Consider the following 23,969-nt stretch of genomic DNA (forward strand, 5'->3'; position numbering starts at 1 on the left):
ACTGGAGAGTCCTCATGTCCGCACTTGAAGACCATGCCCGGCAGATGCCCGACCGCATCGCCTATCGCATGATTCCGTCGGGAACCACGGTGACCTGGCGCGAACTGGAGCAGCGCAGCCGCAAATGCGCGGCGGCCCTGCTGGACGCCGGCCTGCAGGCCGGCGATGTGATCGCGGTGTTCCTGGAAAACCATCCGCGCTTCTTCGAACTGCTGTGGGCCGCGCACCGTATCGGCCTGTACTACACCACCATCAGCCGCCATCTCAAACGCGACGAGGCGCGCTACATCATCGACAACTGCGATGCGCGCGTGCTGTTCTACTCCGGCCACACACAGGCCGAAACGGATGCGGACAGCCTGGATGCGCGCGGCGTGCTGCGCGTCTGCATGGACGGCGCGGACGCCAGCGCGATCCAGTACGAGGCTTGGGTCGGGCGTTATGCCGATGACGTGGCCCTGCCAGAAACCCCGGAAGGCACGGACTTCCTGTATTCGTCCGGCACCACCGGCCTGCCCAAGGGCATCAAGCGCCCGCTGTCCGTGGCCAACCGCTACTTCCGCGTCGGCGACGCGCCCAGCAGCGCCTGGAAGGCCTTCGACCGCGACACGGTCTATCTGTCCACCGCGCCGTTCTATCACGCGGCCCCGGTGCGCTGGAACATGGCGGCGCTGCGCGCAGGCGGCAGCTGCGTCATGATGGAAAAATTCGACGCGGCCGCGGCGCTTGAGGCGATTGCCACCTACGGCGTCACGCATTCGCAATGGGTGCCGACCATGTTCATCCGCCTGCTGCGCCTGCCGCAGGAAGCGCGTGCGCGCCACGACCTGTCCACGCTGCGCTACGCGGTGCATGCGGCCGCGCCGTGCCCGGCCGACGTCAAGGAAGCCATGATCGCGTGGTGGGGGCCGATCCTGTACGAGTACTACAGCGGCACCGAACTGGTGGGGCGCACCTCGCTGGGCTCCCATGAGTGGCTGGCGCACCGCGGCTCGGTCGGCCGGCCGGAGTTCGGCCAGGCGCACATCATGAGCGAGGATGGGTTGAACGAATTGCCCTTGGGCCAGCCCGGCGTCATCTATTTTTCGGGCGGCGGTTCCTTCGAATACCACAAGGATCCGGACAAGACGCGCGGCGCCTACAACGCGCGCGGCTGGGCCACCTATGGCGATATCGGCTACCTGGACCAGGACGGCTATCTGTACCTGACCGATCGCCTTTCCAACATGATCGTGTCGGGCGGGGTCAACATCTATCCCCAGGAAGCGGAGAACTTGCTGAGCACGCATCCGGCGGTGGCCGACGTGGCGGTGGTGGGCGTGCCGAACGCGGAGTTCGGCGAGGAGGTCAAGGCGGTCGTGCAATTGCGCGATCCCGCCGCTGCCAGCTCCGACCTGGCGCAGCAGCTGATCGCCTATTGCCGCGACCGGATCTCGCCCATCAAGTGCCCCAAGAGCGTGGACTTTTCCAGCGATATGCCGCGCACCGAGACCGGCAAGCTGCTCAAGCGCCTGGTCAAGCAGCGCTACTGGCCGCAAGCCTAGGCGGCCCACCATGACAGATCAGGAGATGGCATGAACCAGCGGCGCAAGCTTTTCTCGGCGGAGCACGAACTGTTCCGCGACACCGTGGCGCGCTTCATCGCGGATGAGATCACGCCCCACCACTACCAATGGGAACAGGAAGGCCTGGTGCCGCGCGACTTGTGGCGCAAGGCCGGCGCGGCCGGCATCCTGCTGCCCAGCACACCCGAGGAATACGGCGGGGGCGGCGGCGATTTCCTGCACACCATCATCGTGGTGGAGGAGATCGCCCGCGCGCTGGCCACCGGCGTCACCGGCTTCACCACCCATTCCGACATCGTCGCGCCCTATCTGCTGAACTTCGGCAGCGAGCGCCAGAAGCTGCGCGACCTGCCCGGCATGGCACAGGGCGACATCGTGGCGTCCATCGCGATGACCGAGCCGGGCGCGGGCAGCGACGTCAAGGCCATCCGCACCGCGGCGGCCAAGGCGCAGGGCGGCTACGTCATCAACGGCCAGAAGACCTTCATCACCAACGGCTTCCATGCCGACCGCGTGCTGGTGGTGGCCAAGACTGATCCCGCCGCGGGCGCGCGCGGCATCAGCCTGTTCTGGGTCGACGCCGCGACGCCGGGATTCACGCGCGGCCGTCTCCTGGACAAGGTCGGGCAAAAGGCACAGGACACGGCCGAACTCTTTTTCCAGGACATGTTCGTGCCGGACGAGGACATGCTGGGCGAACCGGGGCAGGGCTTCGGCTACCTGATGAAGGAACTGGTGCGCGAGCGCCTGATGATCGCGGTGCGCTGCGCCATGGCGCTGGAGAGCGCGCTGCAATGGACGGTGGACTACACCAAGGACAGGCGCGCCTTCGACAAAGCCTTGATCGACAACCAGCACATCCGTTTCAAGCTGGCCGACATCAAGACCCTGGCCGCCGCCACCCGTGCCTTCGTCGACGGCTGCGTGCAACAGTACCTGGACGGCGAACTCGACGCCGGCGGCGCGGCCATGGCCAAGCTGTGGGCTTCCGAGGCCACCAGCGCCATCGACGACCTGCTGCAGTTCCACGGCGGCTACGGCTACATGCGCGAATACCCCATCGCCCGCGCCTACACCGATGTGCGGCCCAACCGGATTTACGGCGGCGCCTCGGAGGTCATGCGCGAGCTGATCGCCCGCACGCTTTGAACCTTCTTCTTCGACTTCGACAGGAACAGATCCCTACATGAGCAAGCATCTATCGAAATCGGTCGCCATCGTCGGCGCCGCCGAATCCGACCTGGGGAAAGTGCCCGGGATGACCTCGCTGGACCTGCAGGCGCAGGCAGCGGCCCGCGCCTTGCGCGATGCCGGGCTGACGCTCAAGGACGTCGACGGCGTGTTCGCGCACGTGGACGACAAGTTCGCCGGACTGCATCTGGCGGAATACCTGGGCATACGGCCGCGCTATGTGGATTCGACCAGCGTGGGCGGCATGTCCAGCGTCATGCACATCCGCCACGCCATGGCCGCCATCGAGGCCGGCATGTGCGAGGTGGCGCTGGTGGCCTACGGCAGCACCCAGCTGTCGGACGGCACGCGCAAGGTGGGCGGCACGCCCGAGGACATGCGCCTGCCGCGCGGACAGTTCATCACGCCGTATGGGCAGCTGAGCCCCATCGGCTATTACGCGATGGTGGCGCAACTGCACATGCAGCGCTACGGCACCACTCACAAGGACCTGGCCGAAGTGGCGGTGGCGGCGCGCAAGTGGGCGCAACTCAACCCCAAGGCCTACCGTCGCGAGGACACCTCGATCGAGGAAGTCATGGCTTCCAAAATGATTGCCGATCCCTTGCGCCAGCGCGATTGCTGCCTGGTAACCGACGCCGGCGGCGCCGTTATCATCACCTCCGCCGCCCGTGCCCGCGAGCTCAAGCGGCCGCCGGTCTACGTGATGGGCATCGCCGAGTCCTTCTCGCACCATTACACGCCCTTCAATACGGCGGACTGGCTGGACACCAATGTGGCGCAGACGGCGGATGCCGCGCTCGCCATGGCCGGCGTCACGCGCGCCGATATCGACGTGGTGCAGATCTACGATCACTTCACCATCGGCGTGATCCAGTCCCTGGAAGAGCTGGGTTTCTGCAAGCGCGGGGAGGGCGGGGCCTTCGTGGCGGACGGACGCCTGGCGCCGGGGGGCGATTTCCCCATCAATACCTCGGGCGGCGGCCTGTCCTATAACCACCCCGGCCAGTTCGGCATGCTGCTGCTGCTCGAGGCCGTGCATCAACTGCGCAAGGAATGCGGGGAACGCCAATTGCCTAAGGCCGAACTGGCCCTGGTGCATGCGCCCGGCCTGGTTTTTTCCTGCAACACCACCCTGATCCTCGGAGTCTGACCATGGACCAAGTTCAACGCCCGCTGCCGCAACCGACCCGGATCACCCAGCCCTACTGGGATGCGGCGAAGGAAAACCGCCTGGTCGTCCAGCAATGCGGCTGCTGCAAGACGCGCCAATTCTATCCGCGCGAATTCTGCACGGCCTGCCTGTCCGACAGCATCGAGTGGATCGAGTCCGCTGGCCAGGGAACCGTCTACACCTACACCATCAACCGGCGCCCGAGCAACGCGGCCCTGAGCGAAAAAGTGCCTTATGTCGTCGCCATGATCGACCTGGACGAAGGCGTGCGCATGATGGCCAACATTATCGACAGTCCGCCCGAGGCGGTCAGGATAGGCAGCCGGGTGCGGGTGTGTTTCGAGCGGGTGTCGGATGAGATCACCTTGCCGCAGTTCAGGCTGGAAGCCTGATTGCGCGGCGCGGGAACCGGGTGATTTGCCTTCCGCACAAAGAAAAAACCGGTCCGACTGGAAAGTCGGACCGGTTTTAGTCTTGCGTCTGCGGTATTTGGTGGAGCCGGGGGGAATTGAACCCCCGTCCGCAAGCCCTCTGCAATCAGTTCTACATGCGTAGTCGATTTATTTAGTTTTAACCTTGGACTTAGCCAACCGACAGGCCGGACCAAAGCGATTCACGTAATTTAAATTTGAACCGTGTGACCCCAGTTCAAACCGATTCCTTGTGAATGTCGCTGCTGCGGTTCGAGGGTTACCCCCCTAGGAAGTTGCCTTCCTCCGCCTGACCCAAGGACAGATCAGTGCAGCGGCTCACCGCTTAAGCGGCGAGAGCGAAACGCTCGTCGTTGGCGTTTGTAGTGTTTCCAGTGGTTTAACGAGCGTACTGGTGCTCGGCATGCCCTGAGTTGTTTCGCGACCCACGTCGAATCCGGATCGGCCCCAAGAACATCTATTGTACTGGTAAATGCCATAGCCTGCTGTCCCGCCCGCGCAGCCTTGCCCCGGCGTGGCGCGGACGATACAGGCGGCCGTTCAGGCCGCGTTGGCGCAGACCGCCTTGGGCTCGTGGCGCGGGCGCGAGGCTGCCATCAGCGCCAAGGCCAGGATCACGGAAATGGCGACGATGACGGCCGCGGCCCAGCCCAGCGAGGCCAGTCCGTAGTTGTCGATGACATGTCCGCCGACCACGGCGCCCAGGCCGATCCCGGTGTTGGCGCCCGAGATGTTCAGGGAGGCGGCAAAAGCCGGCGCTTCCGGCGCGGATTTCATCAGGCGCACGTGGCAGACGATGAAGAGCGCGGCTTGCGCGATGCCCCAGACGCCCAGCGCCACGGCCAGCAGACCATGCGACTGCATCACGGGGGCGATCGCCGCCAGTCCTGCCGCCATCAGCGCCGAAAAGAGCGCGGTCGCGCCCAGCGGGCTGCGGTCCACCATACGGCCGCCCAGGGTATTGCCGACCAGGCCGACGGCGCCAAATGCCATCATCGTCCAGCCCACGATCTGGCCGTTGAAGCCGGCCAGCCGCTCCAGCATGTCCGCCAGATAGGTGTAGGCAGTGAACATGCCGGTGAAGACCAGCAGCGACAACAACACGTGGCCCACCACGATGGGATTGCGCAGGATACGCAACTGCGTGACGAGTTTGACGCTGTCGGCGCGGATGCGGGTGCTGGGGAAGGCGAACAACAATAGCAGCGCCTTGGCGAACGCCACCGCCGAGAGCAGGCCGAAGGCGGCGCGCCAGCCGAATGCGTCCGAGATCAGCACGCCGATGGGGATGCCGAACACCGTGGCCGCGACGATGCCGAAGGCGACCATGGAGATGGCCCGGCCGGCGCGCGCCGGGCCGACCAGTTCCACCGCCGTGGCGCTGGCCAGCGACCAGAACACGGGCAGGGCCAGGGCAGGGAAGAGGCGCGCCACGGCCATGACCCAGATGTTCGGCGCGGCGGCCGCCAGGGCGTTGGACAGGCCGAACAGCACCAGCACGCCGATGAACAGCCGCTTGCGCTCGACGTTGGCCATCAGCGCCGTGAGCAGCGGGCCGGTCGCCGCCACCGTGAAGGCGAACAGCGAAACCAGCAGGCCGGCCTGGGAAACGGTGACGTTCAGATCGCGGGCCAGGCCGGGCAGCAGCCCGATGATCAGGAATTCTGTCGTCAGGATGGTGAAACCGGCTGCGGAAAGTAACAGGATGGGCAATAGCATAGGCATTCCTCTGGCGCGGCGCTGGAGGGCGGCGCGCGGGCGGCGTTGTAGGCGGTCTAAAAAAGGTCAGGGGTGCGCCGGCTTCTATGCCGGGCAACTGCATCGGGGTCGAAGGACGCCGGTGCGTGGGATCAATGGTGGCGGGCGGCAGTGTCCGCAACCTCCGGCAATAGCCGGAAAAGGCAATCGGGAAGCACCCGCATGCCTTGCATGAGTCACACTTTAAGTGACTTTGGTTTCAGGATAAAGGCCTTGGTCTGGGAAAGATTGTTCGGCAAACTCAACTAATTTTCGCGAACCATCATCAGGCCGGAAACGGGCCGCGCGGCGGCGGCCCGGCCGAGCGGAATCAGCGCAGGTCGCTGGGCAACAGCGGCTGGATGGCGGACCAGAGTTCCGCGGGGGAATTGGCGCAGGTTTCCGCTTCCCAGGTCGTGATGTTGTCGTCTTCGCCGACGTAGCCGTATGCGGCGGCCACGGCCGGCATGCCTGCCGCGTGCGCGGCCTGGATGTCGCGCAGGTCGTCGCCGACATAGACGCAACGGTCGACGGAAAAACCTGCTTCGCGCGCGGCGTGCTGCAGCGGCAGCGGGTGCGGTTTGGCGTGCGCCGTGGTGTCGCCGCAGACCAGGACCGCGCTGTCGCGCGTCAGGTCCAGGTATTCGACGATGGGCAGGGTCAGGTAGGTGACCTTGTTGGTCACGATGCCCCAGGACAGCCCGCGGTCGCGGATATCGGCGAGCAACGCTTCGATGCCGGGAAACAGCTTGCTGTGGACGGTGGAGCCGGCGGCGTAGTCTTCCAGGAACTGCAGGCGGGTCGGCTCGTAATCGGCGTCGCCCGGCTTGAGGTCCAGCGCCACGCGCAGCAGGCCGCGCGCGCCCTGGGACGCGACGGGCCGCAGGGCCTCGTACGGCATGGGTTCCAGACCCTTGCGGGTACGCTGGCGGTTGGCCGCGGCGGCCAGATCGGGGGCAGTGTCGGCCAGCGTGCCGTCGAAGTCGAACAGGATCAGGGCGCTCATTTGCGGGTAGCCATCAGGTAATTGACCGAGGTGTCGGACGACAGGGTGTAGATCTGGGTGATCGGGTTGTATTCCATGCCGCGCATGCTCACCGGTTCCAGCCTGGCGCCGCGCGCCGCCGCCGACAGCTCGCTGGGCTTGATGAACTGGTCATAGCTGTGCGTGCCGCGCGGCAACAGGCGCAAGACGTACTCGGCGCCCACGATGGCGAACAGGAAGGACTTGGGATTGCGGTTCAAGGTCGAAAAGAACACCCAGCCGCCCGGTTTGACCAGCGTGGAGCACGCGCGCACGATCGAAGCCGGATCCGGCACATGTTCCAGCATTTCCATGCAGGTCACCACGTCATACTGACCGGGTTGCTCCGCGGCAAGTTCCTCCACGGGAACCTTGCGGTACTCCACCTTCACGCCGGATTCCAGGCCGTGCAGGCGTGCCACCTTCAGGGACTTGTCGGCCAGATCGATGCCAGTGACCTCGGCGCCACTGTGCGCCATGGCTTCGGACAGGATGCCGCCGCCGCAGCCCACGTCCAGGACCTTTTTGCCCGCCAGGCTGCCGGCGCATTCCTGGATCCATTCCAGCCGCAGCGGATTGATCGCGTGCAGGGGCTTGAACTCGCTTTCGGGATCCCACCAGCGGCTGGCCAGGGCGCCGAACTTGTCCAGTTCGGCCTGGTCGGCGTTGATCGCGGGGCGGGCAGTGTCGTGCGTTTGCGTGGTCATGGGCAGGTCCAGCGTAAGGCGACTCTATATATATAGAGGGGGTCCGTCGCGCTAGGCGAGGGAAGGGCGCAGCCTTGCACCGCTTTGGTGCGTGGCCGGCGAAAAAAAGGGCCTCGCTATGCGAGGCCCTCTTATTGTAGCTAGTCCAGCAATTACTTGCGGCTACCCACGATTTCGATCTCAACGCGACGGTTTTGGGCGCGGCCTTCCTTCGTCTTGTTGGAAGCGATCGGGTTCAGCTCACCCTTGCCTTCCGTGTAGATACGGTTCGGGTCGATACCCTTGCTGACCAGGTAGGTCTTGACCGAAGCGGCGCGGCGCTCGGACAGCTTCTGGTTGTAGGCTTCCGTACCGATCGAGTCGGTGTGGCCCACAGCAATGATGGTTTCGAGGTCGATACCGCGAGCTTGCTGGGCGACTTGGTCCAGCAGCTGACGGCCTTCGGGCTTCAGCGTCGACTTGTCGAAGTCGAAGAACGTGTCAGCGTTGAACACGACCTTGGCCGCCATCGGGGCCGGCTTCGCCTTCTGTTGTGCAACCGGAACGCCGTCGCAACCGGGGATACCGGTGGCCGGGGTCCAGAATGCATCGCGCCAGCACAGTTCGTTCGTGCCGTTCTTCCAAACGTCACCGAACGGGTTGCGCCAGTTGTCCACGGTTTGCGCGGAAGCTACACCAGAGGCCGTGACGGCGGCGAAGGCGAGCGCCAGAGCGAATTTGGAGGGTTTGTTCATGTTTCTCCTCGTTGAGCTTGAAGCTGGATAAGTGACTCGCAGCGAACCCCCGCCGCATATCAGGAAAACGGGGCCAGTATAGCAACGCCAAGAGCTGGTTCAAAGGAATAGCTACTGGGTTTCCTGCGTGCTGGAAACAATCTTAAGGCATTTGGGGGGCTTTGGCTTCCCTGGAGAGGCGCATTGGCGCTGGATATGACGTTTTCGGCGCTCCTTCGGTTTTCCATGTTGGTTTTTGACAACAGGGCCGCAGGACGCGGGCTGACGCGCGGCCGGTCGCGGCCCCATGTCCGCCGCTCCGGACCGCCGAGGCGCTGCTTGGGGAGGCGCTTCTGACCGCTCGGGGAATCGGATGATAGAATTTCCTGTTTACCCGGCCCGGGTTCCTCCTTACACGATTCTGTCGTTATATATATGGATTCCTTTGCCAAGGAGACGCTTCCGGTATCGCTGGAAGAAGAGATGCGCCGCAGTTACCTCGATTACGCGATGAGCGTGATCGTCGGTCGGGCGCTACCGGATGTGCGGGACGGCCTCAAGCCCGTCCACCGGCGCGTGCTCTACGCGATGCACGAACTGAACAACGACTGGAACCGCGCCTATAAGAAGTCGGCGCGTATCGTCGGGGACGTCATCGGTAAATACCACCCCCACGGCGACCAGTCCGTCTACGACACCATCGTCCGCATGGCGCAGGATTTCTCCATGCGCTATATGCTGGTCGACGGCCAGGGCAACTTCGGCTCGATCGACGGCGATAACGCCGCGGCGATGCGTTACACCGAAATCCGCCTGGCCAAGATCGCCCACGAATTGCTGGCCGACATCGACCAGGAAACGGTGGACTTTGGCCCCAATTACGACGGCAGCGAACAAGAACCGCTGCTGTTGCCGTCGCGCCTGCCCAACCTGCTGGTCAACGGCAGCTCGGGCATCGCGGTGGGCATGGCCACCAACATTCCGCCCCACAACCTCCAGGAAGTGGTCGACGGCTGCCTGTACTGCCTGCGCAATCCGGGCTGCTCGGTCGATGAGCTCATGGAGCTCATCCCGGCCCCCGATTTCCCCACCGGCGGCATCATTTACGGCATGTCCGGCGTGCGGGAAGGCTACCGCACCGGTCGCGGCCGCGTCATCATGCGCGCCAAGACCCACTTCGAAGACATGGAGAAGGGCAACCGCCAGGCCATCGTGGTCGACGCGATCCCCTACCAGGTCAACAAGAAGACGCTGCAGGAACGCATCGCCGAGCTCGTCAACGACAAGAAGATCGAAGGCATCTCGGACATCCGCGACGAGTCCGACAAGGACGGGATGCGCCTGGTCATCGAACTCAAGCGCGGCGAGGTTCCCGAGGTCGTCCTGAACAACCTCTACAAGAACACGCAGCTGCAAGACACCTTCGGGATGAACCTGGTGGCGCTGGTCGACGGCCAGCCCCGCCTGCTCAACCTGAAGCAGATGATCGACTACTTCCTGCAGCATCGCCGCGAAGTGGTCACGCGCCGCACGGTATTCCAGCTGCGCAAGGCCCGCGAACGCGGCCACGTGCTGGAAGGCCTGGCGGTCGCGCTCGCCAACATCGACGACTTCATCGCCATCATCAAGGCGGCGCCGACCCCCCCGGTCGCGCGCCAGGAACTGATGGCCAAGTCGTGGGATTCCTCGCTGGTGCGCGAAATGCTGTCGCGCGCCGACGGCGACACGCCGGGAGGCCGCGCGGCCTTCCGTCCGGACGACCTGGGCACCGAGTTCGGCCTCCAGGGCGACGGTATGTACCGCCTGAGCGACACGCAGGCCCAGGAAATCCTGAACATGCGCCTGCAACGCCTGACCGGGCTGGAGCAGGACAAGATCGTCGGCGAATACAAGGACATCATGTCCACCATCGCCGACCTGCTGGACATCCTGGCGCGCCCCGAGCGCATCACCACGATCATCTCCGACGAGCTGCAGGCCATCAAGGCGGAATTCTCGACCGGCGTGAAGGATACGCGCCGCTCGGACATCGAGCTGAACGCCACCGAGCTCGACACCGAAGACCTGATCACGCCGACCGACATGGTCGTGACGCTGTCGCACGGCGGCTACATCAAGAGCCAGCCGCTGTCCGAGTACCGTTCGCAAAAGCGCGGCGGACGTGGCAAGCAGGCCACGGCCATGAAGGAAAACGACTGGATCGACCAGTTGTTCATCGCCAACACGCACGACTTCCTGCTGTGCTTCTCCAACCGCGGCCGCGTGTACTGGCTGAAGGTCTGGGAAGTGCCGCAAGGCACGCGCAACTCGCGCGGCAAGCCCATCGTCAACATGTTCCCGTTGACTGAAGGCGAGAAGATCACCGTGGTGCTGCCGGTCAAGGAATTCAGCGAAGACCACTACGTCTTCATGGCGACCTCGCGCGGCACGGTCAAGAAGACTCCGCTGTCCGACTTCTCCAATCCGCGCAAGGCCGGCATCATTGCCGTGGACCTGGACGATGGCGATTACCTGATCGGCGCCGACCTGACCGACGGCAAGCATGACGTCATGCTGTTCTCGGACGCCGGCAAGGCCGTGCGTTTCGACGAGAACGATGTGCGTCCGATGGGCCGCAATGCCCGCGGCGTGCGCGGCATGATGCTGGAAGACACCCAGACCGTCATCGCGTTGCTGGTGGCTGGCGACGAAACGCAAAGCGTGCTGACCGCCACCGAAAACGGCTACGGCAAGCGTACGCCGATCACCGAGTACACGCGCCACGGCCGCGGCACCAAGGGCATGATCGCCATCCAGACCAGCTCGCGCAACGGCAAGGTCGTGGGCGCAGTGCTGGTCATGCCTTCGGACGAGATCATGCTGATCACGACCGGCGGCGTGCTGGTGCGCACCCGCGTCTCGGAAATCCGCGAAATGGGCCGCGCCACGCAAGGCGTTACGCTCATCAACGTCGATGACGGCAGTTCGTTGTCCGGCGTGCGCCGCGTCGTCGAAAGCGATGCGGACGATGATGGCGACCTGGGCGAAGACGGCCAGGAAGCGGATGGCGGCGACGACAACGGCGCTGCGGACTCGACGGATTCGACGGAACCTACGGAGCAATAATGGCCCGCCCCTGGAACTTCTCGGCAGGCCCCTCGGCCTTGCCCGAGGTGGTGCTGCAGCAAGCCGCTGCGGAAATGCTGGACTGGCACGGCAGCGGCATGTCCGTGATGGAAATGAGCCATCGCGGCAAGCATTTCGTGCAGATCTGCGATGAAGCCGAGTCCGATCTGCGCGACTTGCTGGGCCTGCCGGCGGACTACGCCGTGATGTTCATGCAAGGCGGCGGTTCCGGGGAAAACGCCATCGTCCCCATGAATCTCATGGGGCGCCGCGGCACGCCGGCAGCCGACTTCGTCGTGACGGGCCATTGGTCCAAGCGTTCGTACAAGGAAGCCGGCCGCTATGGCAGTACCCATGTGGCGGCAAGCAGCGAGCAGGCCATCCAGTTGGATGGCCGCGAGCAGGCGCCGCTGACCTGGGTGCCGCCGGTCGATACCTGGCAGGTGCGCCCGGATTCGGCCTATCTGCATCTTTGCAGCAATGAAACCATCGGCGGCGTCGAGTTCATGGACTGGCCCGACACCGCCGCGCTGGGCGCGCCCGACGTACCGTTGGTCGTCGACGCGTCCTCGCATTTCCTGTCGCGTTCGATGGACGTGACGCGCACCGGCATGATGTATGCCGGCGCGCAGAAGAACGCCGGTCCGGCGGGCGTGACCATGGTCATCGCGCGCCGCGACCTGATCGGCCACGCCTTGCCGATCTGCCCGTCCGCGTTCGACTACGCCAATGTGGCCGCCGAGCATTCGCGCTACAACACGCCGCCGACCTTCGCTATCTACGTCGCCGGCCTGGTGTTCAAGTGGGTCAAGGCCAATGGCGGCGTGGCCGGCATGGAAGCGGCGAACAAGGCCAAGGCCGATCTGCTGTACGGCTACCTGGACAGCACCAGCTTCTATCGCAATCCCATCCACGCACCCGTGCGCTCGCGCATGAACGTGCCGTTCGTGCTGCGCGACGAATCGCTCAACGACGCCTTCCTGCAAGGCGCGGACGCGGCCGGCCTGACCCAGCTCAAGGGCCACAAGAGCGTGGGCGGCATGCGCGCCTCCATTTATAACGCCGTGCCCCTGGCAGGGGTGTCGGCGCTGGTCGAGTACCTCAAGGAATTCGAGCGTCGCTATGGATGACGATCTGCAGCGCAAGCTGCTCCCCCTGCGTCAGCGCATCGACGCCTTGGACGCCCAGATCCTCGACCTCCTGACGCAGCGCGCGAGCGCCGCGCTGGAAGTGGGCGAGGCCAAGCACGCCGCGAACGCCGATGGCCCCGTGCTGCGCCCCGAGCGCGAAGCCGATGTCATCCGCCGTTTGCAGCAGGCCAATCCCGGTCCGTTTCCGAACGCTGGCGTGGCTGCGGTCTGGACCGAAATCATCTCGGCCTGTCGCGGCCTGGAGCGCGGCATGACGGTCGCTTTCCTGGGGCCTCAAGGTTCGTTCTCCGAGCAGGCGGCGCGAGAGCATTTCGGGCAGGCCGTGCAGAAACTGCCGTGCGCCTCGTTTGACGAGGTTTTCCGCGCCGTCGAGGCAGGACAGGCGGACGTGGGCATGGTGCCGGTCGAGAACTCCACCGAAGGCGCGGTCAACCGCAGCCTGGATCTGCTGCTCAACACGCCCCTGAAGATCCTGGGCGAGCGTTCGCTGGTGATACGCCATTGCCTGATGTCGCAGTCCGGCAGCATGGACGGCATCAAGACGATATCCGCGCATCCGCAAGCGCTGGCCCAGTGCCAGGGCTGGCTCACGCGCAACTATCCCGACGTGGCCCGGGTGGCCGCGTCCAGCAATTCCGAGGCCGCGCGCGCGGCGGCGTCCGACCCGAGCATCGCGGCGATCGCCGGCGAGGTGGCGGCGCCCGCCTGGAGCCTGCAGATCGTCGCTGCGGGCATCCAGGACGATCCGCACAATCGCACGCGCTTCCTGGCGATCGGCAACATCGAGCCGCTGGTCAGCGGCAAGGACAAGACCAGCCTGATCCTGGCAGTGCCGAACCGTGCGGGCGCCGTTTACGAAATGCTGGCGCCGCTGGCGGCCAACGGCGTCTCCATGACGCGCTTCGAGTCGCGGCCCGCGCGCACCGGGCAGTGGGAATACTATTTCTATGTGGACGTGCTGGGTCACCGCAATGATCCGAACGTCGAACGCGCCCTTGCTGCCTTGCAGGCGCAGGTTGCCTACCTGAAAGTGCTGGGTTCCTACCCGGCGCCGTGAGCCTCTCCGACATGACCACCGCACCCAAGCCCCTTGTTGCTCCCGCGCACGTCAGCGCCATCGCGCCTTACCAGGCCGGCAAGCCTATCGAAGAACTGGCCCGCGAATTCGGGCTGGATCCTGCCGGCATCGTCAAGCTGGCGTCCAATGAAAACCCGCTGGGCATGCCCAAGTCGGCGCGCGAGGCCATGCTGGCCGCGGCCGAGTCGCTGGCGCGCTATCCCGATCCCAACGGCTTTGATCTGAAGGCGGCATTGGCCGAGCGCTACGGCGTGCCGATGAGCTGGGTCACGTTGGGCAACGGTTCCAACGACATCTTGGAAATCGCGGCGCTGGCGCTGCTGGAGCCGGGCGTGTCGGCGGTGTACGCGCAGCATTCGTTCGCGGTGTATCGCCTGGCGACCCAGGCGCGCGGCGCGCGCCACATCGTGGTGCCGGCCAAGGACTACGGCCATGACCTGGACGCGATGTTCGACGCCATCGCCGACGATACGCGGCTGCTGTTCATCGCCAACCCGAACAATCCGACCGGTACCTTCGTGCCGGGCGACCAGATCGCGGCCTTCCTGGAGCGTGTCCAGGCCGCCCACGGCGACCGCGTGACGGTGGTGTTGGACGAGGCTTACAACGAGTACCTCGATCCCGAGTTCCGCTTCGACAGCACGGCGCTGGTGCGCCGCTATCCGAATCTGATCGTGTCGCGCACGTTCTCCAAGGCCTACGGCCTGGCGGGCCTGCGGGTGGGCTTCGCCGTGGCGCAACCCGTCCTGACGGATCTGCTGAACCGCGTGCGCCAGCCGTTCAACGTCAATACGCTGGCGCAGGCCGCGGCCATCGCCGCGCTGCGCGACGCGGCCTACCTGGAAGAGGCCTACGCCTCGAACAAGGCGGGCAAGGCGCAACTGTGCGCCGCGTTTGAACGTCTGAAGCTGCGCTACGTCCCCAGCTACGGCAACTTTGTGCTGGTGCACGTGGGCGACGCTCCGCGCATCAACCTGGAACTGCTCAAGCGCGGTGTGATCGTGCGCCCGGTGGCCGGCGACGGCTTGCCGGAGTGGCTGCGGGTGTCCATCGGGCTGCCGCAGGAAAACGACCGATTCATTGACGCGCTGACCGCCATCCTTTCCGCATGAACGACGCGTCACCGAAATCCGATCAGGGGGCCGCTGGCCCCCTGATTCCTGTATTGGCCGTCGTAGGCGTGGGCCTGATCGGCGGCTCCTTCGCCGCGGCCTTGCGCCGGGCCGGCCAGGTTGGCCGGGTGCTGGGGGTGGGGCGCAACGCGCAATCCCTGGCCCGCGCCGTTGAATTGGGGCTGATCGACGAGGCCGCTTCCGTCGAGGAAGCCGCGGCTCGTGCCGACCTGATCCTGCTGGCGACGCCGGTGGGCGGGCTGGCCGACGCGTTGTCGCGCATGCGCGCGCACCTGCGTCCCGGCACCGTGCTGACCGATGGCGGCAGCACCAAGGTGGAAGTGGTTGCGGCCGCGCGCGCCGCCCTGGGTGACCGGGCCGCGCAGTTCGTGCCTGGCCATCCCATCGCCGGCGCCGAGCGCACCGGGCCGGAGGCGGCCGATGCCGACCTGTACCGCAAGCGCACCGTCATTCTGACCCCCCTGGCCGAGAACGGCGCGGCCTCGCTGGACCTGGTGCGCCGCGCGTGGCAGGCTTGCGGGGCGGGCGTGATCGACATGGACGCCGACGCCCATGACCGGGTGCTGGCCTCGGTCAGCCATCTGCCGCATTTGCTGTCGGCGGCGTACATGGAACAGGTGGCCGAGGCCTCCGACGCCGCCACGCGCCTGGATCTCGCGGGCAGCGGCTTTCGCGACTTCACGCGCATCGCCGCGGGTTCGCCCGAGATGTGGCGCGACATCTTTCTGTCCAACCGCGACGCGATGCTGGCCGAACTGGCCGACGTGCGCGCGGTGCTGGATCGTGCCGAACGCGCCATTGCCGACGGCGATGGCGCGGCTTTGCTGAAGCTGCTGGACACGGCGGCCCGCGCCCGCCGCAACTGGCGCAAGGAGTAGCTGACATGGGTGCTTTGCCTTATCTCGATCTGCCGCGCGTGCGGCAAGCGCGGGGCGTGATTGCCCTGCCAGGTTCCAAAAGTATTTCCAACCGTGTGCTGCTGCTGTCCGCCATCGCTGAAGGCAGCACGGTCATCACTGGGTTGCTGGACTCCGACGACACCCGCGTCATGCTCGGCGCCTTGCGCCAACTGGGCGTGCAGGTGTCGGAACTGGACGCGGGCAGCGTCACGGTGCAGGGCGTGCGCCGCTTTCCCGTGGAAAGCGCTGACCTGTTCATGGGCAATGCCGGCACCGCGATCCGGCCGCTGACTGCCGCGCTGGCGCTGATGGGCGGCGACTACCGCCTGTCGGGCGTGCCGCGCATGCACGAACGTCCCATCGGCGATCTGGTCGACGCGCTCAAGGGCCTGGGCGCCAGCATCGATTATCTGGGCCAGCCTGGTTATCCGCCGCTGCGCATCGGCCGCGGCGAGATCGCGGCGGACGCGGTCACGCGCGTGCAGGGTTCGGTGTCCAGCCAGTTCCTCACGGCCTTGTTGATGGCCGCGCCGCTGCAGGCCGGCCGCAGCGGCAAGCCCGTCACGATCGAAGTGCTGGGCGAACTCATTTCCAAGCCCTACATCGAGATCACGTTGAACCTGATGGCGCGCTTCGGCGTGCAGGTGCGGCGCGACGGCTGGAGCCGCTTCGTCATCGACGGCGGGGCGGCCTACCGCAGCCCCGGGCAGATTGCGGTCGAAGGCGATGCCTCCACGGCTTCCTATTTTTTGGCGCTGGGCGCGATCGGCGGTGGGCCGCTGCGCGTGACCGGCGTGGGCGCTGACAGCATCCAGGGCGACGTCGCCTTTGCTGCCACCCTGGCCGACATGGGCGCCTCGGTGAGCTACGGCCCCGATTGGATCGAAGTGTCGGGCGCGCGCGTGGCCCAGGGCGAACGCCTGAAAGCCTTCGACACCGATTTCAACCTGATCCCGGACGCCGCCATGACCGCGGCTGCCCTGGCGCTGTACGCCGACGGCCCGTGCCGCCTGCGCAATATCGGCAGCTGGCGGGTCAAGGAAACCGACCGCATCCACGCCATGCAGACCGAGCTGGAAAAGCTGGGTGCCCAGGTGGAATCGGGGCCGGATTGGCTGCGCGTGACGCCGCCGGCGCAGGATGCCTGGCGCGATGCGCACATCGGCACCTGGGACGACCACCGCATGGCCATGTGCTTCTCGCTGGCGGCTTTCGGGCCGGCGGCGGTTCGTATCCTCGATCCGGGTTGCGTCAGCAAGACCTTCCCGGGTTACTTTGATGTTTACGCGGGCCTGGTTGCGGCCTAGCGAAGAATTGCCCATGACTTCGATTTCCCCTGAAACTGCTTCTGTCCCCGTCATCACCATCGACGGCCCCACCGCATCCGGCAAGGGCACGGTGGCCCACCGCGTCGCCAAGGCCCTGGGCTGGGACGTGCTGGACAGCGGCGCGCTCTATCGCCTGACGGCCCTGGCGGCGCTCAACCGCGGCTTGTCCGCCGAAGACGAGCCCGCCGTGGCGCGCGTGGCCGAAACCCTGGATGTGCGTTTCGAGGGCCCCCATGTCTACCTCGAAGGCGCGGACGTGGGCCACGAGATCCGCCGTGAGGAAGTCGGCAATTTCGCCTCGCGCGTGGCCGCCTTCCCGGGCGTGCGGCAGGCGCTGCTCGAGCGCCAGCGCGCTTTCCGGGTGGCGCCGGGCCTGGTTGCGGACGGGCGCGATATGGGTACGGTGGTGTTTCCCGATGCGCCCCTGAAGGTGTTTCTGGTCGCCGATGTGGTCGCGCGGGCGCAGAGGCGCTGTAAGCAGTTGATCGAAAAGGGAATTTCTGCTAATCTTGATGACCTCCTACGGGATATGCGCGAGCGGGACGCCCGCGATATGGGGCGAACTACAGCGCCCTTGGCTCCCGCAGCGGATGCACACGTGCTGGATTCGTCTGATTTGACGATTGCGGAAACGGTGCAGGCAATACTGGATTTCTGGAAGAAGGCCGCTGCGGATTGAGCGATCGGTCCCGGACTTTCCCCAAGAATCCTCCGTAGTTTTCTGTTTTTTATCGGCCCTGTTCACGCCAGGCGCAACCCCCACGGGCCACCCCGCAAGGGCGAACCGGCAAACAGGCATTTTGACTCCACTGTGGCGGGCAATCCGCTGCGGTGTGTTTTTAACGGCCATTTCGGCCTAATGGATTTCAACCCCATGTCTTCCGTTTCCACTACCGTCGCCACCGGCGGCGAAAGCTTCGCCGACCTTTTCGCACAGAGCCTCAAGAGCCAGGACATGAAGTCCGGCGAGGTCATCAGCGCCGAAGTCGTCCGCGTCGACCACAACTTTGTCGTCGTCAACGCCGGCCTGAAGTCCGAAGCGCTGATCCCCCTGGAAGAGTTCCTGAACGACCAGGGCGAGCTCGAAGTGCAACCCGGCGATTTCGTCTCGGTGGCCATCGATTCCCTGGAAAACGGCTACGGCGACACCATCCTGTCGCGTGACCGCGCCAAGCGCCTGTCGGCCTGGCTGCAGCTGGAAAAGGCCCTGGAAAACGGCGAGCTGGTTACCGGCACCATCACCGGCAAGGTGAAGGGCGGCCTGACCGTCATGACCAACGGCATCCGCGCGTTCCTGCCGGGTTCGCTGGTGGACCTGCGTCCGGTCAAGGACACCACCCCGTACGAAGGCAAGACCCTCGAATTCAAGGTCATCAAGCTCGACCGCAAGCGCAACAACGTCGTTCTGTCGCGTCGCCAAGTGCTGGAAGCCAGCATGGGCGAAGAGCGCCAGAAGCTGCTCGAAACCCTGCACGAAGGTGCTGTGGTCAAGGGCGTGGTCAAGAACATCACCGACTACGGCGCGTTCGTGGACCTGGGCGGCATCGACGGCCTGCTGCACATCACCGACATGGCCTGGCGCCGTGTGCGTCACCCCTCCGAAGTCCTGCAAGTGGGTCAGGAAGTCGAAGCCAAGGTGCTCAAGTTCGACCAGGAAAAGAGCCGCGTCTCCCTGGGCGTCAAGCAGCTGGGCGAAGATCCGTGGGTGGGCCTGGCTCGCCGCTACCCGCAAGGCACCCGCCTGTTCGGCAAGGTCACGAACCTGACCGACTACGGCGCGTTCGTTGAAGTCGAAGCCGGCATCGAAGGCCTGGTGCACGTCTCCGAAATGGACTGGACCAACAAGAACGTCGATCCGCGCAAGGTCGTGACCCTGGGCGAAGAAGTCGAAGTCATGGTCCTGGAAATCGACGAAGACCGTCGTCGCATCTCGCTGGGCATGAAGCAGTGCCGCCAGAACCCGTGGGAAGAGTTCGCCACCAACTTCAAGCGTGGTGACAAGGTCCGCGGCGCCATCAAGTCGATCACCGACTTCGGCGTGTTCGTCGGCCTGCCCGGCGGCATCGATGGCCTGGTTCACCTGTCCGACCTGTCGTGGACGGAAACCGGCGAAGAAGCCGTGCGCAACTTCAAGAAGGGCGACGAGATCGAAGCCGTGGTTCTGGGCATCGATACCGACAAGGAACGCATCTCGCTGGGCATCAAGCAGCTGGAAGGCGATCCCTTCAACAACTTCGTTGCCACCTTCGACAAGGGCGCCGTTGTTCCGGGCACCATCAAGTCGGTCGAAGCCAAGGGCGCTGTCGTCACGCTGTCCGTGGACGTTGAAGGCTACCTGCGCGCTTCCGAGATCTCCTCGGGCCGCGTCGAAGATGCCACCACCGTTCTGAACGCTGGCGAAAACATCGAAGCCATGATCGTCAACATCGACCGCAAGACGCGTTCGATCCAGCTGTCGATCAAGGCCCGCGACAACGCCGAAACCGCCGAAACGATCCAGCGCATGTCCGACGCCAGCGCTTCGTCCGGCACCACCAACCTCGGCGCGCTGCTGAAGGCCAAGCTGGACCAACAGCGCAACGACGGTTAATTCGTGACCAAGTCGGAGCTGATCGCCGCCTTGGCGGCCCGCTATCCTCAGCTGGCCGCCCGCGACACCGATTACGCGGTCAAGACCGTGCTCGACGCAATGACCCAGGCCCTGGCCTCGGGTCAGCGCATCGAGATCCGCGGTTTTGGCAGCTTCTCGTTGTCGCAGCGGTCTCCCCGCATCGGTCGCAATCCGAAATCCGGCGAACAGGTGCTGGTGCCTGGCAAACAGGTGCCGCACTTTAAGGCGGGCAAGGAATTGCGCGAGCGGGTGGACTTGGCCGGCGGCAATGACGAGGACGCTCAATCCTCTGGATCGAGTGAACCGATGCCGTCGATGGTGAGTCTGCACGCCATGCATTGACGGCACGGCAGTAAGGCCGCCTTCGGGCGGATCGGACCGAGAACCTGGCCCCTTGAGAAATCAAGGGGCTTTGTTTTTTGGCGCCAGGCGGGATCCGTCGCTTACAATTGATAGTCTTGAATTCTTTGGAGCATGCGCCATGCGCTACCTAGTCTGGGCCCTGCGATTGCTCGTGTTTGTTGCAGTATTGATGTTCGCGTTGAAAAACACGGACCCGGTCGCCGTGAAGTTCTACGCCGATTACGTGGTGCAGGACGTTCCGCTCATCGTCGTGATGCTGGTCGTGTTCGTGCTGGGCGCCTTGTTCGGCCTGCTGCTGACCGTGCCCGCCGCCATGCGCCGCCGCCGCGAAGCCATGCGCCTGCGCCGCGAACTGGACCGCGTTCAGGCCGCCGTGGCCGGTACCACGCCTGCGGTGCCGCCGGAGGCCGTGGCCCCGATGTCGCCGCTGTAACGCGCGCCGGCCCCGTATCCCTTTCCGCACTGAATTACCGCAAGAGCCCGCATAGTGGATTTTGAACCTTGGTGGTTGATTTTCGTGCCGGTATTGTTCGCGCTGGGCTGGCTGGCCGCGCGCTTCGATATCCGGCAAATGCTGCGGGAAACCCGCAGCCTGCCCGACTCCTATTTCCGCGGGCTGAATTTCCTGCTCAATGAAGAGCCGGACCGCGCCATCGACGCCTTCGTCGAAGTGGCCAAGCTGGATCCGGAAACCACCGAGCTGCACTTTGCGCTGGGCAGCCTATTCCGTCGCCGGGGCGAAATGGAGCGCGCCATCCGCGTGCACCAGAGCCTCTTGAACCGGTCCGACCTGCCCGCCGCCGAGCGCGAGCATGCGCAGCACGAATTGGCGCAGGACTTCCTCAAGGCGGGCATGCTGGACCGCGCCGAAAGCGGCTTCGAGCAGCTCAAGGACACTCGCTACGCCTTGCCCGCGCTACGCTCGCTGATCCGCATCTATGAATCCGAGCACGACTGGCCGCGCGCCATCGAGGCCGTGAAGACGCTGCAGGGCCTGGTCGACGAGCCGGTGCCGCAGATCGTGCACTACTACTGCGAACAGGCCCAGACCGCGCTGTCGGCCAAGCCGGCCGATATCGACGCGGCCCACAAGGCGCTGGACGCCGCAGACCATGCCTTGTCGGCCATCGACCCTGCTTCCAGCAAGGGCGCCATGGTGCGCACCGCGATGCTGCGCGCGCGCCTGGCCCTGATCGAACAGGACCCCAAGCGCGAACGTCTGTACCTGGAGTCAATCATGACCGACGCTCCGGAGTACGCCGGCCTGGTGGCCGAGCAGGTCCTGGCCAACTACCGCGCGGCCAACCAGGAGGAAGCCGGGCTGGACGTGCTGCAGAAGCAGTACGCGCGCCACGCTTCGCTGGACCTGTTCAACGTGCTGTTCCGCGAACTGCGCGTCCAGCAGGGCGCGGCGCCTTCATGGGCCTTTGCCCGCAACGCATTGCGCAGCCATCCGTCGCTGCTGGGTCTGGACCGCCTGCTGGAGGCCGAGCTGGCCAATCCGGAAGGCGGCGCCGAGCAGGCGCCGGTGCCGGGCGCCGACCTGACGCTGTTGCGCAGCCTGATACACAAGCATACGCAGCGGCTGGACCGCTACGCATGCCGCAGTTGCGGTTTTCAAGCGCGTCGCTTTTACTGGCAATGTCCCGGCTGCAATGCCTGGGAAACCTATGCGCCGCGCCGTCTGGAAGAACTTGAATGAACTCTTTTCCCGCCGAAGCCATTTCGCATAGCCGCGTCCTCGTGGTGGGCGATGTGATGCTGGACCGGTACTGGTTCGGCGAAGTCGAACGCATCTCGCCGGAAGCGCCGGTTCCCGTGGTGCGCGTGGCGCGTCGCGAAGACCGCCTGGGCGGAGCCGCCAACGTGGCCCGCAACGTGGCGGCCCTGGGCGGCCATGTCACGCTGGTGGGCGTGCTGGGCGAAGACGAGGCCGGCGACAGCGTCCGGCGCCTGTCGGCGGAAGCCGGCATACAAGCCGAACTGGTCGCCGATCCGTCCCTGCACACCACCTTGAAAATGCGCGTGCTGGGCCGCCAGCAGCAGCTGCTGCGGGTGGACTTCGAACAGCATCCGGCGCAGGCCGCGCTGGATAATGTCGATGCGGCTTTCGCCCGCCACCTGGCCAACCACGACATCGTCGTGCTGTCCGACTACGCCAAGGGCGTGCTGACGCGGGTCGAGTCGCTGATCGCCCTGGCCCGCAACGCGGGCGTGCCGGTGCTGGTGGACCCCAAGGGCCATGACTACGCCCGCTACCGCGGCGCTACCCTGGTCACGCCCAACCGCTCGGAAATGCAGGAGGCCGTGGGCCGCTGGAATGCCGAGGCAGAGCTTACCGATCGCGCGCAGCGCCTGCGCGCCGACCTGGATCTGGAAGCCTTGCTCGTGACGCGGTCCGAGCAGGGCATGACTTTGTTTACCGCAGCGGGACGCGACCACATCGATGCGCAAGCGCACGAAGTGTTCGACGTGTCAGGCGCGGGCGATACCGTGCTGGCCACGCTGGCCGTGTCGCGCGCCATCGATCTGCCCTGGGTCGAGGCGATGGGCTGGGCCAACAAGGCCGGCGGCATCGCCGTGGGCAAGCTCGGCACGTCCATCGTCACCGCCGCGGAATTGGCAGGAGAATCCTCATGATCGTCGTTACCGGAGCCGCGGGCTTCATAGGCAGCAACCTGGTGCGCGGGCTCAACCGCCGCGGCATCCAGGACATCATCGCGGTCGATGACCTGACCGAAGGCGACAAGTTCGTCAACCTGGTCGATTGCCAGATCGCCGACTACATGGACAAGGACGACTTCCGGCGCCGCGTCCTCGACGGCAGCCTGCGCGAAGTCCGCGCCGTGCTGCATCAAGGCGCGTGCTCGGACACGACCGAGCGCAACGGCCGCTACATGCTCGACAACAACTACCGCGTCACGCTGGAGTTGTTCGAGTTCTGCCAGGAGCGCCGCATTCCGTTCCTGTACGCCTCCTCGGCGGCGGTCTATGGTGGTTCGTCCATCTACGTGGAAGATCCCGCCAACGAAGGCCCGCTGAACGTCTACGGCTATTCCAAGCTGCTGTTCGACCAGGTCCTGCGCCAGCGCATGGACAGCCTAACCGCACAGGTCGTGGGCCTGCGCTACTTCAACGTCTACGGTCCGCACGAACAGCACAAGGGCCGCATGGCTTCGGTGGCGTTCCACAACATGAACCAGTTCCTGGAGCATGGGCATGTGCGCCTGTTCGCCGGTTGGGACGGCTATGTCGATGGCGGCCAGAGCCGCGACTTCATCTCGGTCGAGGACGTGGTTGCCGTCAATCTGCATTTCCTGGATCACCCGGAACAGTCCGGCATCTTCAACTGCGGCACGGGCCGGGCGCAGCCCTTCAACGACGTGGCGGCCGGCGTGGTCAATGCGCTGCGCGCCGAGCGCGGCGAAGCCGAACTGACGCTGGCGCAGCTGGTCGAGCTGGATCTGATCCGCTACATCCCCTTCCCGGACGACCTGAAGGGGCGCTACCAGAGCTACACGCAGGCCGACGTCACGCGTCTGCGCGCGGCGGGATTCCAGGCGCCCATGCGCGATGTGCGGACTGGCGTCACCGAATACGTTCGCTATTGGCGCGCCCGGAAGTAAAGGCCCGCGGCGCCGCAGCAGCGGCGTCTCCGCATGAAAACCACCGCTCGCGGTGGTTTTTTTACGCCTGGCGGTTTGCCGGGGCGGATGTTTCCGTTCACTGCGCCGCCGCGGGCGGGAAGGGCGCCGGCAT

General features: G+C 65.4%; 21 protein-coding genes and 1 other RNA gene. 17 read left to right on the forward strand and 5 right to left on the reverse strand.

Features of this window, described 5'->3' with window-relative positions:
- Positions 1-14: 14 nt before the first annotated feature.
- From AXYL_RS08450 to AXYL_RS08465, 4 genes are read left to right on the forward strand one after another with little or no spacing between them, the layout of a single operon-like run.
- A complete protein-coding gene (locus tag AXYL_RS08450) occupies positions 15-1,544 on the forward strand; it encodes an AMP-binding protein (protein ID WP_013392378.1) in 1,530 nt (509 codons plus the stop codon).
- A 30-nt stretch (positions 1,545-1,574) separates the two neighbouring features.
- Positions 1,575-2,714 (forward strand): acyl-CoA dehydrogenase family protein, encoded by a 1,140-nt coding sequence (locus AXYL_RS08455; protein ID WP_013392379.1) that lies wholly within the window; start codon positions 1,575-1,577, stop codon positions 2,712-2,714.
- 37 nt (positions 2,715-2,751) lie between these two features.
- On the forward strand, positions 2,752-3,909 hold the full coding sequence (locus AXYL_RS08460; RefSeq protein ID WP_013392380.1) for an acetyl-CoA acetyltransferase: 1,158 nt from the start codon (positions 2,752-2,754) through the stop codon (positions 3,907-3,909).
- 2 nt (positions 3,910-3,911) lie between these two features.
- Positions 3,912-4,322: a Zn-ribbon domain-containing OB-fold protein gene (locus AXYL_RS08465; RefSeq protein WP_013392381.1), complete on the forward strand. Its 411-nt coding sequence runs from the start codon at positions 3,912-3,914 to the stop codon at positions 4,320-4,322.
- A 98-nt stretch (positions 4,323-4,420) separates the two neighbouring features.
- On the opposite strand, the gene ssrA is transcribed toward AXYL_RS08465, so the two are convergent.
- The 5 genes from ssrA to ompA form a co-directional block, all read right to left on the reverse strand.
- Positions 4,421-4,810: a transfer-messenger RNA gene (gene ssrA / locus AXYL_RS34150) on the reverse strand.
- Between the two features lie 91 nt (positions 4,811-4,901).
- On the reverse strand, positions 4,902-6,080 hold the full coding sequence (locus AXYL_RS08470; protein WP_013392382.1) for an MFS transporter: 1,179 nt from the start codon (positions 6,078-6,080) through the stop codon (positions 4,902-4,904).
- Between the two features lie 349 nt (positions 6,081-6,429).
- Entirely contained in the window at positions 6,430-7,104 is a 675-nt protein-coding gene (locus tag AXYL_RS08475) for an HAD-IA family hydrolase (protein WP_013392383.1), read from the reverse strand.
- The gene (gene ubiG, locus AXYL_RS08480; RefSeq protein WP_013392384.1) at positions 7,101-7,829 is read right to left on the reverse strand and encodes a bifunctional 2-polyprenyl-6-hydroxyphenol methylase/3-demethylubiquinol 3-O-methyltransferase UbiG; all 729 of its coding nucleotides are present in this window, start codon (positions 7,827-7,829) and stop codon (positions 7,101-7,103) included. Before ubiG ends, AXYL_RS08475 begins: the two co-directional genes overlap by 4 nt.
- 152 nt (positions 7,830-7,981) lie before the next feature.
- Entirely contained in the window at positions 7,982-8,563 is a 582-nt protein-coding gene (gene ompA / locus AXYL_RS08485) for an outer membrane protein OmpA (RefSeq protein WP_013392385.1), read from the reverse strand.
- 414 nt (positions 8,564-8,977) lie between these two features.
- Here ompA and gyrA point away from each other — a divergent pair, with 414 nt between their 5' ends.
- The 13 genes from gyrA (at position 8,978) to rfaD (ending at position 23,836) form a co-directional block, all read left to right on the forward strand.
- On the forward strand, positions 8,978-11,647 hold the full coding sequence (gene gyrA, locus AXYL_RS08490; RefSeq protein ID WP_013392386.1) for a DNA gyrase subunit A: 2,670 nt from the start codon (positions 8,978-8,980) through the stop codon (positions 11,645-11,647).
- A complete protein-coding gene (serC, locus tag AXYL_RS08495) occupies positions 11,647-12,777 on the forward strand; it encodes a 3-phosphoserine/phosphohydroxythreonine transaminase (protein WP_013392387.1) in 1,131 nt (376 codons plus the stop codon). Before gyrA ends, serC begins: the two co-directional genes overlap by 1 nt.
- On the forward strand, positions 12,770-13,855 hold the full coding sequence (gene pheA / locus AXYL_RS08500; RefSeq protein ID WP_013392388.1) for a prephenate dehydratase: 1,086 nt from the start codon (positions 12,770-12,772) through the stop codon (positions 13,853-13,855). Before serC ends, pheA begins: the two co-directional genes overlap by 8 nt.
- An 11-nt stretch (positions 13,856-13,866) precedes the next feature.
- Positions 13,867-14,988 (forward strand): histidinol-phosphate transaminase, encoded by a 1,122-nt coding sequence (gene hisC / locus AXYL_RS08505; RefSeq protein WP_013392389.1) that lies wholly within the window; start codon positions 13,867-13,869, stop codon positions 14,986-14,988.
- Positions 14,985-15,887 (forward strand): prephenate dehydrogenase, encoded by a 903-nt coding sequence (locus AXYL_RS08510; RefSeq protein ID WP_013392390.1) that lies wholly within the window; start codon positions 14,985-14,987, stop codon positions 15,885-15,887. The genes hisC and AXYL_RS08510 overlap by 4 nt, the downstream gene beginning before the upstream one ends.
- Positions 15,888-15,892: 5 nt before the next feature.
- The gene (aroA, locus tag AXYL_RS08515; RefSeq protein WP_013392391.1) at positions 15,893-17,215 is read left to right on the forward strand and encodes a 3-phosphoshikimate 1-carboxyvinyltransferase; all 1,323 of its coding nucleotides are present in this window, start codon (positions 15,893-15,895) and stop codon (positions 17,213-17,215) included.
- A 13-nt stretch (positions 17,216-17,228) separates the two neighbouring features.
- Positions 17,229-17,915, forward strand: a complete 687-nt coding sequence (gene cmk, locus AXYL_RS08520) for a (d)CMP kinase (protein WP_013392392.1) — start codon at positions 17,229-17,231, stop codon at positions 17,913-17,915.
- Positions 17,916-18,110: 195 nt separating this feature from the next.
- Positions 18,111-19,826 carry a 30S ribosomal protein S1 gene (gene rpsA / locus AXYL_RS08525; protein WP_041655272.1) on the forward strand — a complete coding sequence of 572 codons (1,716 nt, stop codon included), beginning with the start codon at positions 18,111-18,113 and terminating at the stop codon, positions 19,824-19,826.
- A 3-nt stretch (positions 19,827-19,829) separates the two neighbouring features.
- The gene (locus AXYL_RS08530) at positions 19,830-20,189 is read left to right on the forward strand and encodes an integration host factor subunit beta (protein ID WP_013392394.1); all 360 of its coding nucleotides are present in this window, start codon (positions 19,830-19,832) and stop codon (positions 20,187-20,189) included.
- A gap of 139 nt (positions 20,190-20,328) precedes the next feature.
- Entirely contained in the window at positions 20,329-20,643 is a 315-nt protein-coding gene (locus AXYL_RS08535; protein WP_013392395.1) for a lipopolysaccharide assembly LapA domain-containing protein, read from the forward strand.
- Between the two features lie 54 nt (positions 20,644-20,697).
- A complete protein-coding gene (lapB, locus tag AXYL_RS08540) occupies positions 20,698-21,912 on the forward strand; it encodes a lipopolysaccharide assembly protein LapB (RefSeq protein WP_013392396.1) in 1,215 nt (404 codons plus the stop codon).
- Entirely contained in the window at positions 21,909-22,850 is a 942-nt protein-coding gene (gene rfaE1, locus AXYL_RS08545; protein WP_013392397.1) for a D-glycero-beta-D-manno-heptose-7-phosphate kinase, read from the forward strand. The genes lapB and rfaE1 overlap by 4 nt, the downstream gene beginning before the upstream one ends.
- The gene (rfaD, locus tag AXYL_RS08550; RefSeq protein WP_013392398.1) at positions 22,847-23,836 is read left to right on the forward strand and encodes an ADP-glyceromanno-heptose 6-epimerase; all 990 of its coding nucleotides are present in this window, start codon (positions 22,847-22,849) and stop codon (positions 23,834-23,836) included. Before rfaE1 ends, rfaD begins: the two co-directional genes overlap by 4 nt.
- Positions 23,837-23,969 lie beyond the last annotated feature (133 nt).

It is taken from the genome of Achromobacter xylosoxidans A8 (genome assembly GCF_000165835.1).
GTDB classification, from domain to species: domain Bacteria; phylum Pseudomonadota; class Gammaproteobacteria; order Burkholderiales; family Burkholderiaceae_B; genus Achromobacter; species Achromobacter xylosoxidans_B.

What these genes read in the sequence shown, in the direction of transcription:
- ompA (WP_013392385.1), bottom strand. Translation starts at nt 8,563, where the DNA reads ATGAACAAACCCTCCAAATTCGCTCTGGCGCTCGCCTTCGCCGCCGTC.
- hisC (WP_013392389.1), top strand. Translation starts at nt 13,867, where the DNA reads ATGACCACCGCACCCAAGCCCCTTGTTGCTCCCGCGCACGTCAGCGCC.
- rfaE1 (WP_013392397.1), top strand. Translation starts at nt 21,909, where the DNA reads ATGAACTCTTTTCCCGCCGAAGCCATTTCGCATAGCCGCGTCCTCGTG.
- cmk (WP_013392392.1), top strand. Translation starts at nt 17,229, where the DNA reads ATGACTTCGATTTCCCCTGAAACTGCTTCTGTCCCCGTCATCACCATC.
- pheA (WP_013392388.1), top strand. Translation starts at nt 12,770, where the DNA reads ATGGATGACGATCTGCAGCGCAAGCTGCTCCCCCTGCGTCAGCGCATC.
- AXYL_RS08465 (WP_013392381.1), top strand. Translation starts at nt 3,912, where the DNA reads ATGGACCAAGTTCAACGCCCGCTGCCGCAACCGACCCGGATCACCCAG.
- aroA (WP_013392391.1), top strand. Translation starts at nt 15,893, where the DNA reads ATGGGTGCTTTGCCTTATCTCGATCTGCCGCGCGTGCGGCAAGCGCGG.
- AXYL_RS08535 (WP_013392395.1), top strand. Translation starts at nt 20,329, where the DNA reads ATGCGCTACCTAGTCTGGGCCCTGCGATTGCTCGTGTTTGTTGCAGTA.
- AXYL_RS08455 (WP_013392379.1), top strand. Translation starts at nt 1,575, where the DNA reads ATGAACCAGCGGCGCAAGCTTTTCTCGGCGGAGCACGAACTGTTCCGC.
- AXYL_RS08510 (WP_013392390.1), top strand. Translation starts at nt 14,985, where the DNA reads ATGAACGACGCGTCACCGAAATCCGATCAGGGGGCCGCTGGCCCCCTG.
- AXYL_RS08470 (WP_013392382.1), bottom strand. Translation starts at nt 6,080, where the DNA reads ATGCTATTGCCCATCCTGTTACTTTCCGCAGCCGGTTTCACCATCCTG.
- AXYL_RS08450 (WP_013392378.1), top strand. Translation starts at nt 15, where the DNA reads ATGTCCGCACTTGAAGACCATGCCCGGCAGATGCCCGACCGCATCGCC.
- serC (WP_013392387.1), top strand. Translation starts at nt 11,647, where the DNA reads ATGGCCCGCCCCTGGAACTTCTCGGCAGGCCCCTCGGCCTTGCCCGAG.
- gyrA (WP_013392386.1), top strand. Translation starts at nt 8,978, where the DNA reads ATGGATTCCTTTGCCAAGGAGACGCTTCCGGTATCGCTGGAAGAAGAG.
- ubiG (WP_013392384.1), bottom strand. Translation starts at nt 7,829, where the DNA reads ATGACCACGCAAACGCACGACACTGCCCGCCCCGCGATCAACGCCGAC.
- AXYL_RS08460 (WP_013392380.1), top strand. Translation starts at nt 2,752, where the DNA reads ATGAGCAAGCATCTATCGAAATCGGTCGCCATCGTCGGCGCCGCCGAA.
- rpsA (WP_041655272.1), top strand. Translation starts at nt 18,111, where the DNA reads ATGTCTTCCGTTTCCACTACCGTCGCCACCGGCGGCGAAAGCTTCGCC.
- rfaD (WP_013392398.1), top strand. Translation starts at nt 22,847, where the DNA reads ATGATCGTCGTTACCGGAGCCGCGGGCTTCATAGGCAGCAACCTGGTG.
- AXYL_RS08475 (WP_013392383.1), bottom strand. Translation starts at nt 7,104, where the DNA reads ATGAGCGCCCTGATCCTGTTCGACTTCGACGGCACGCTGGCCGACACT.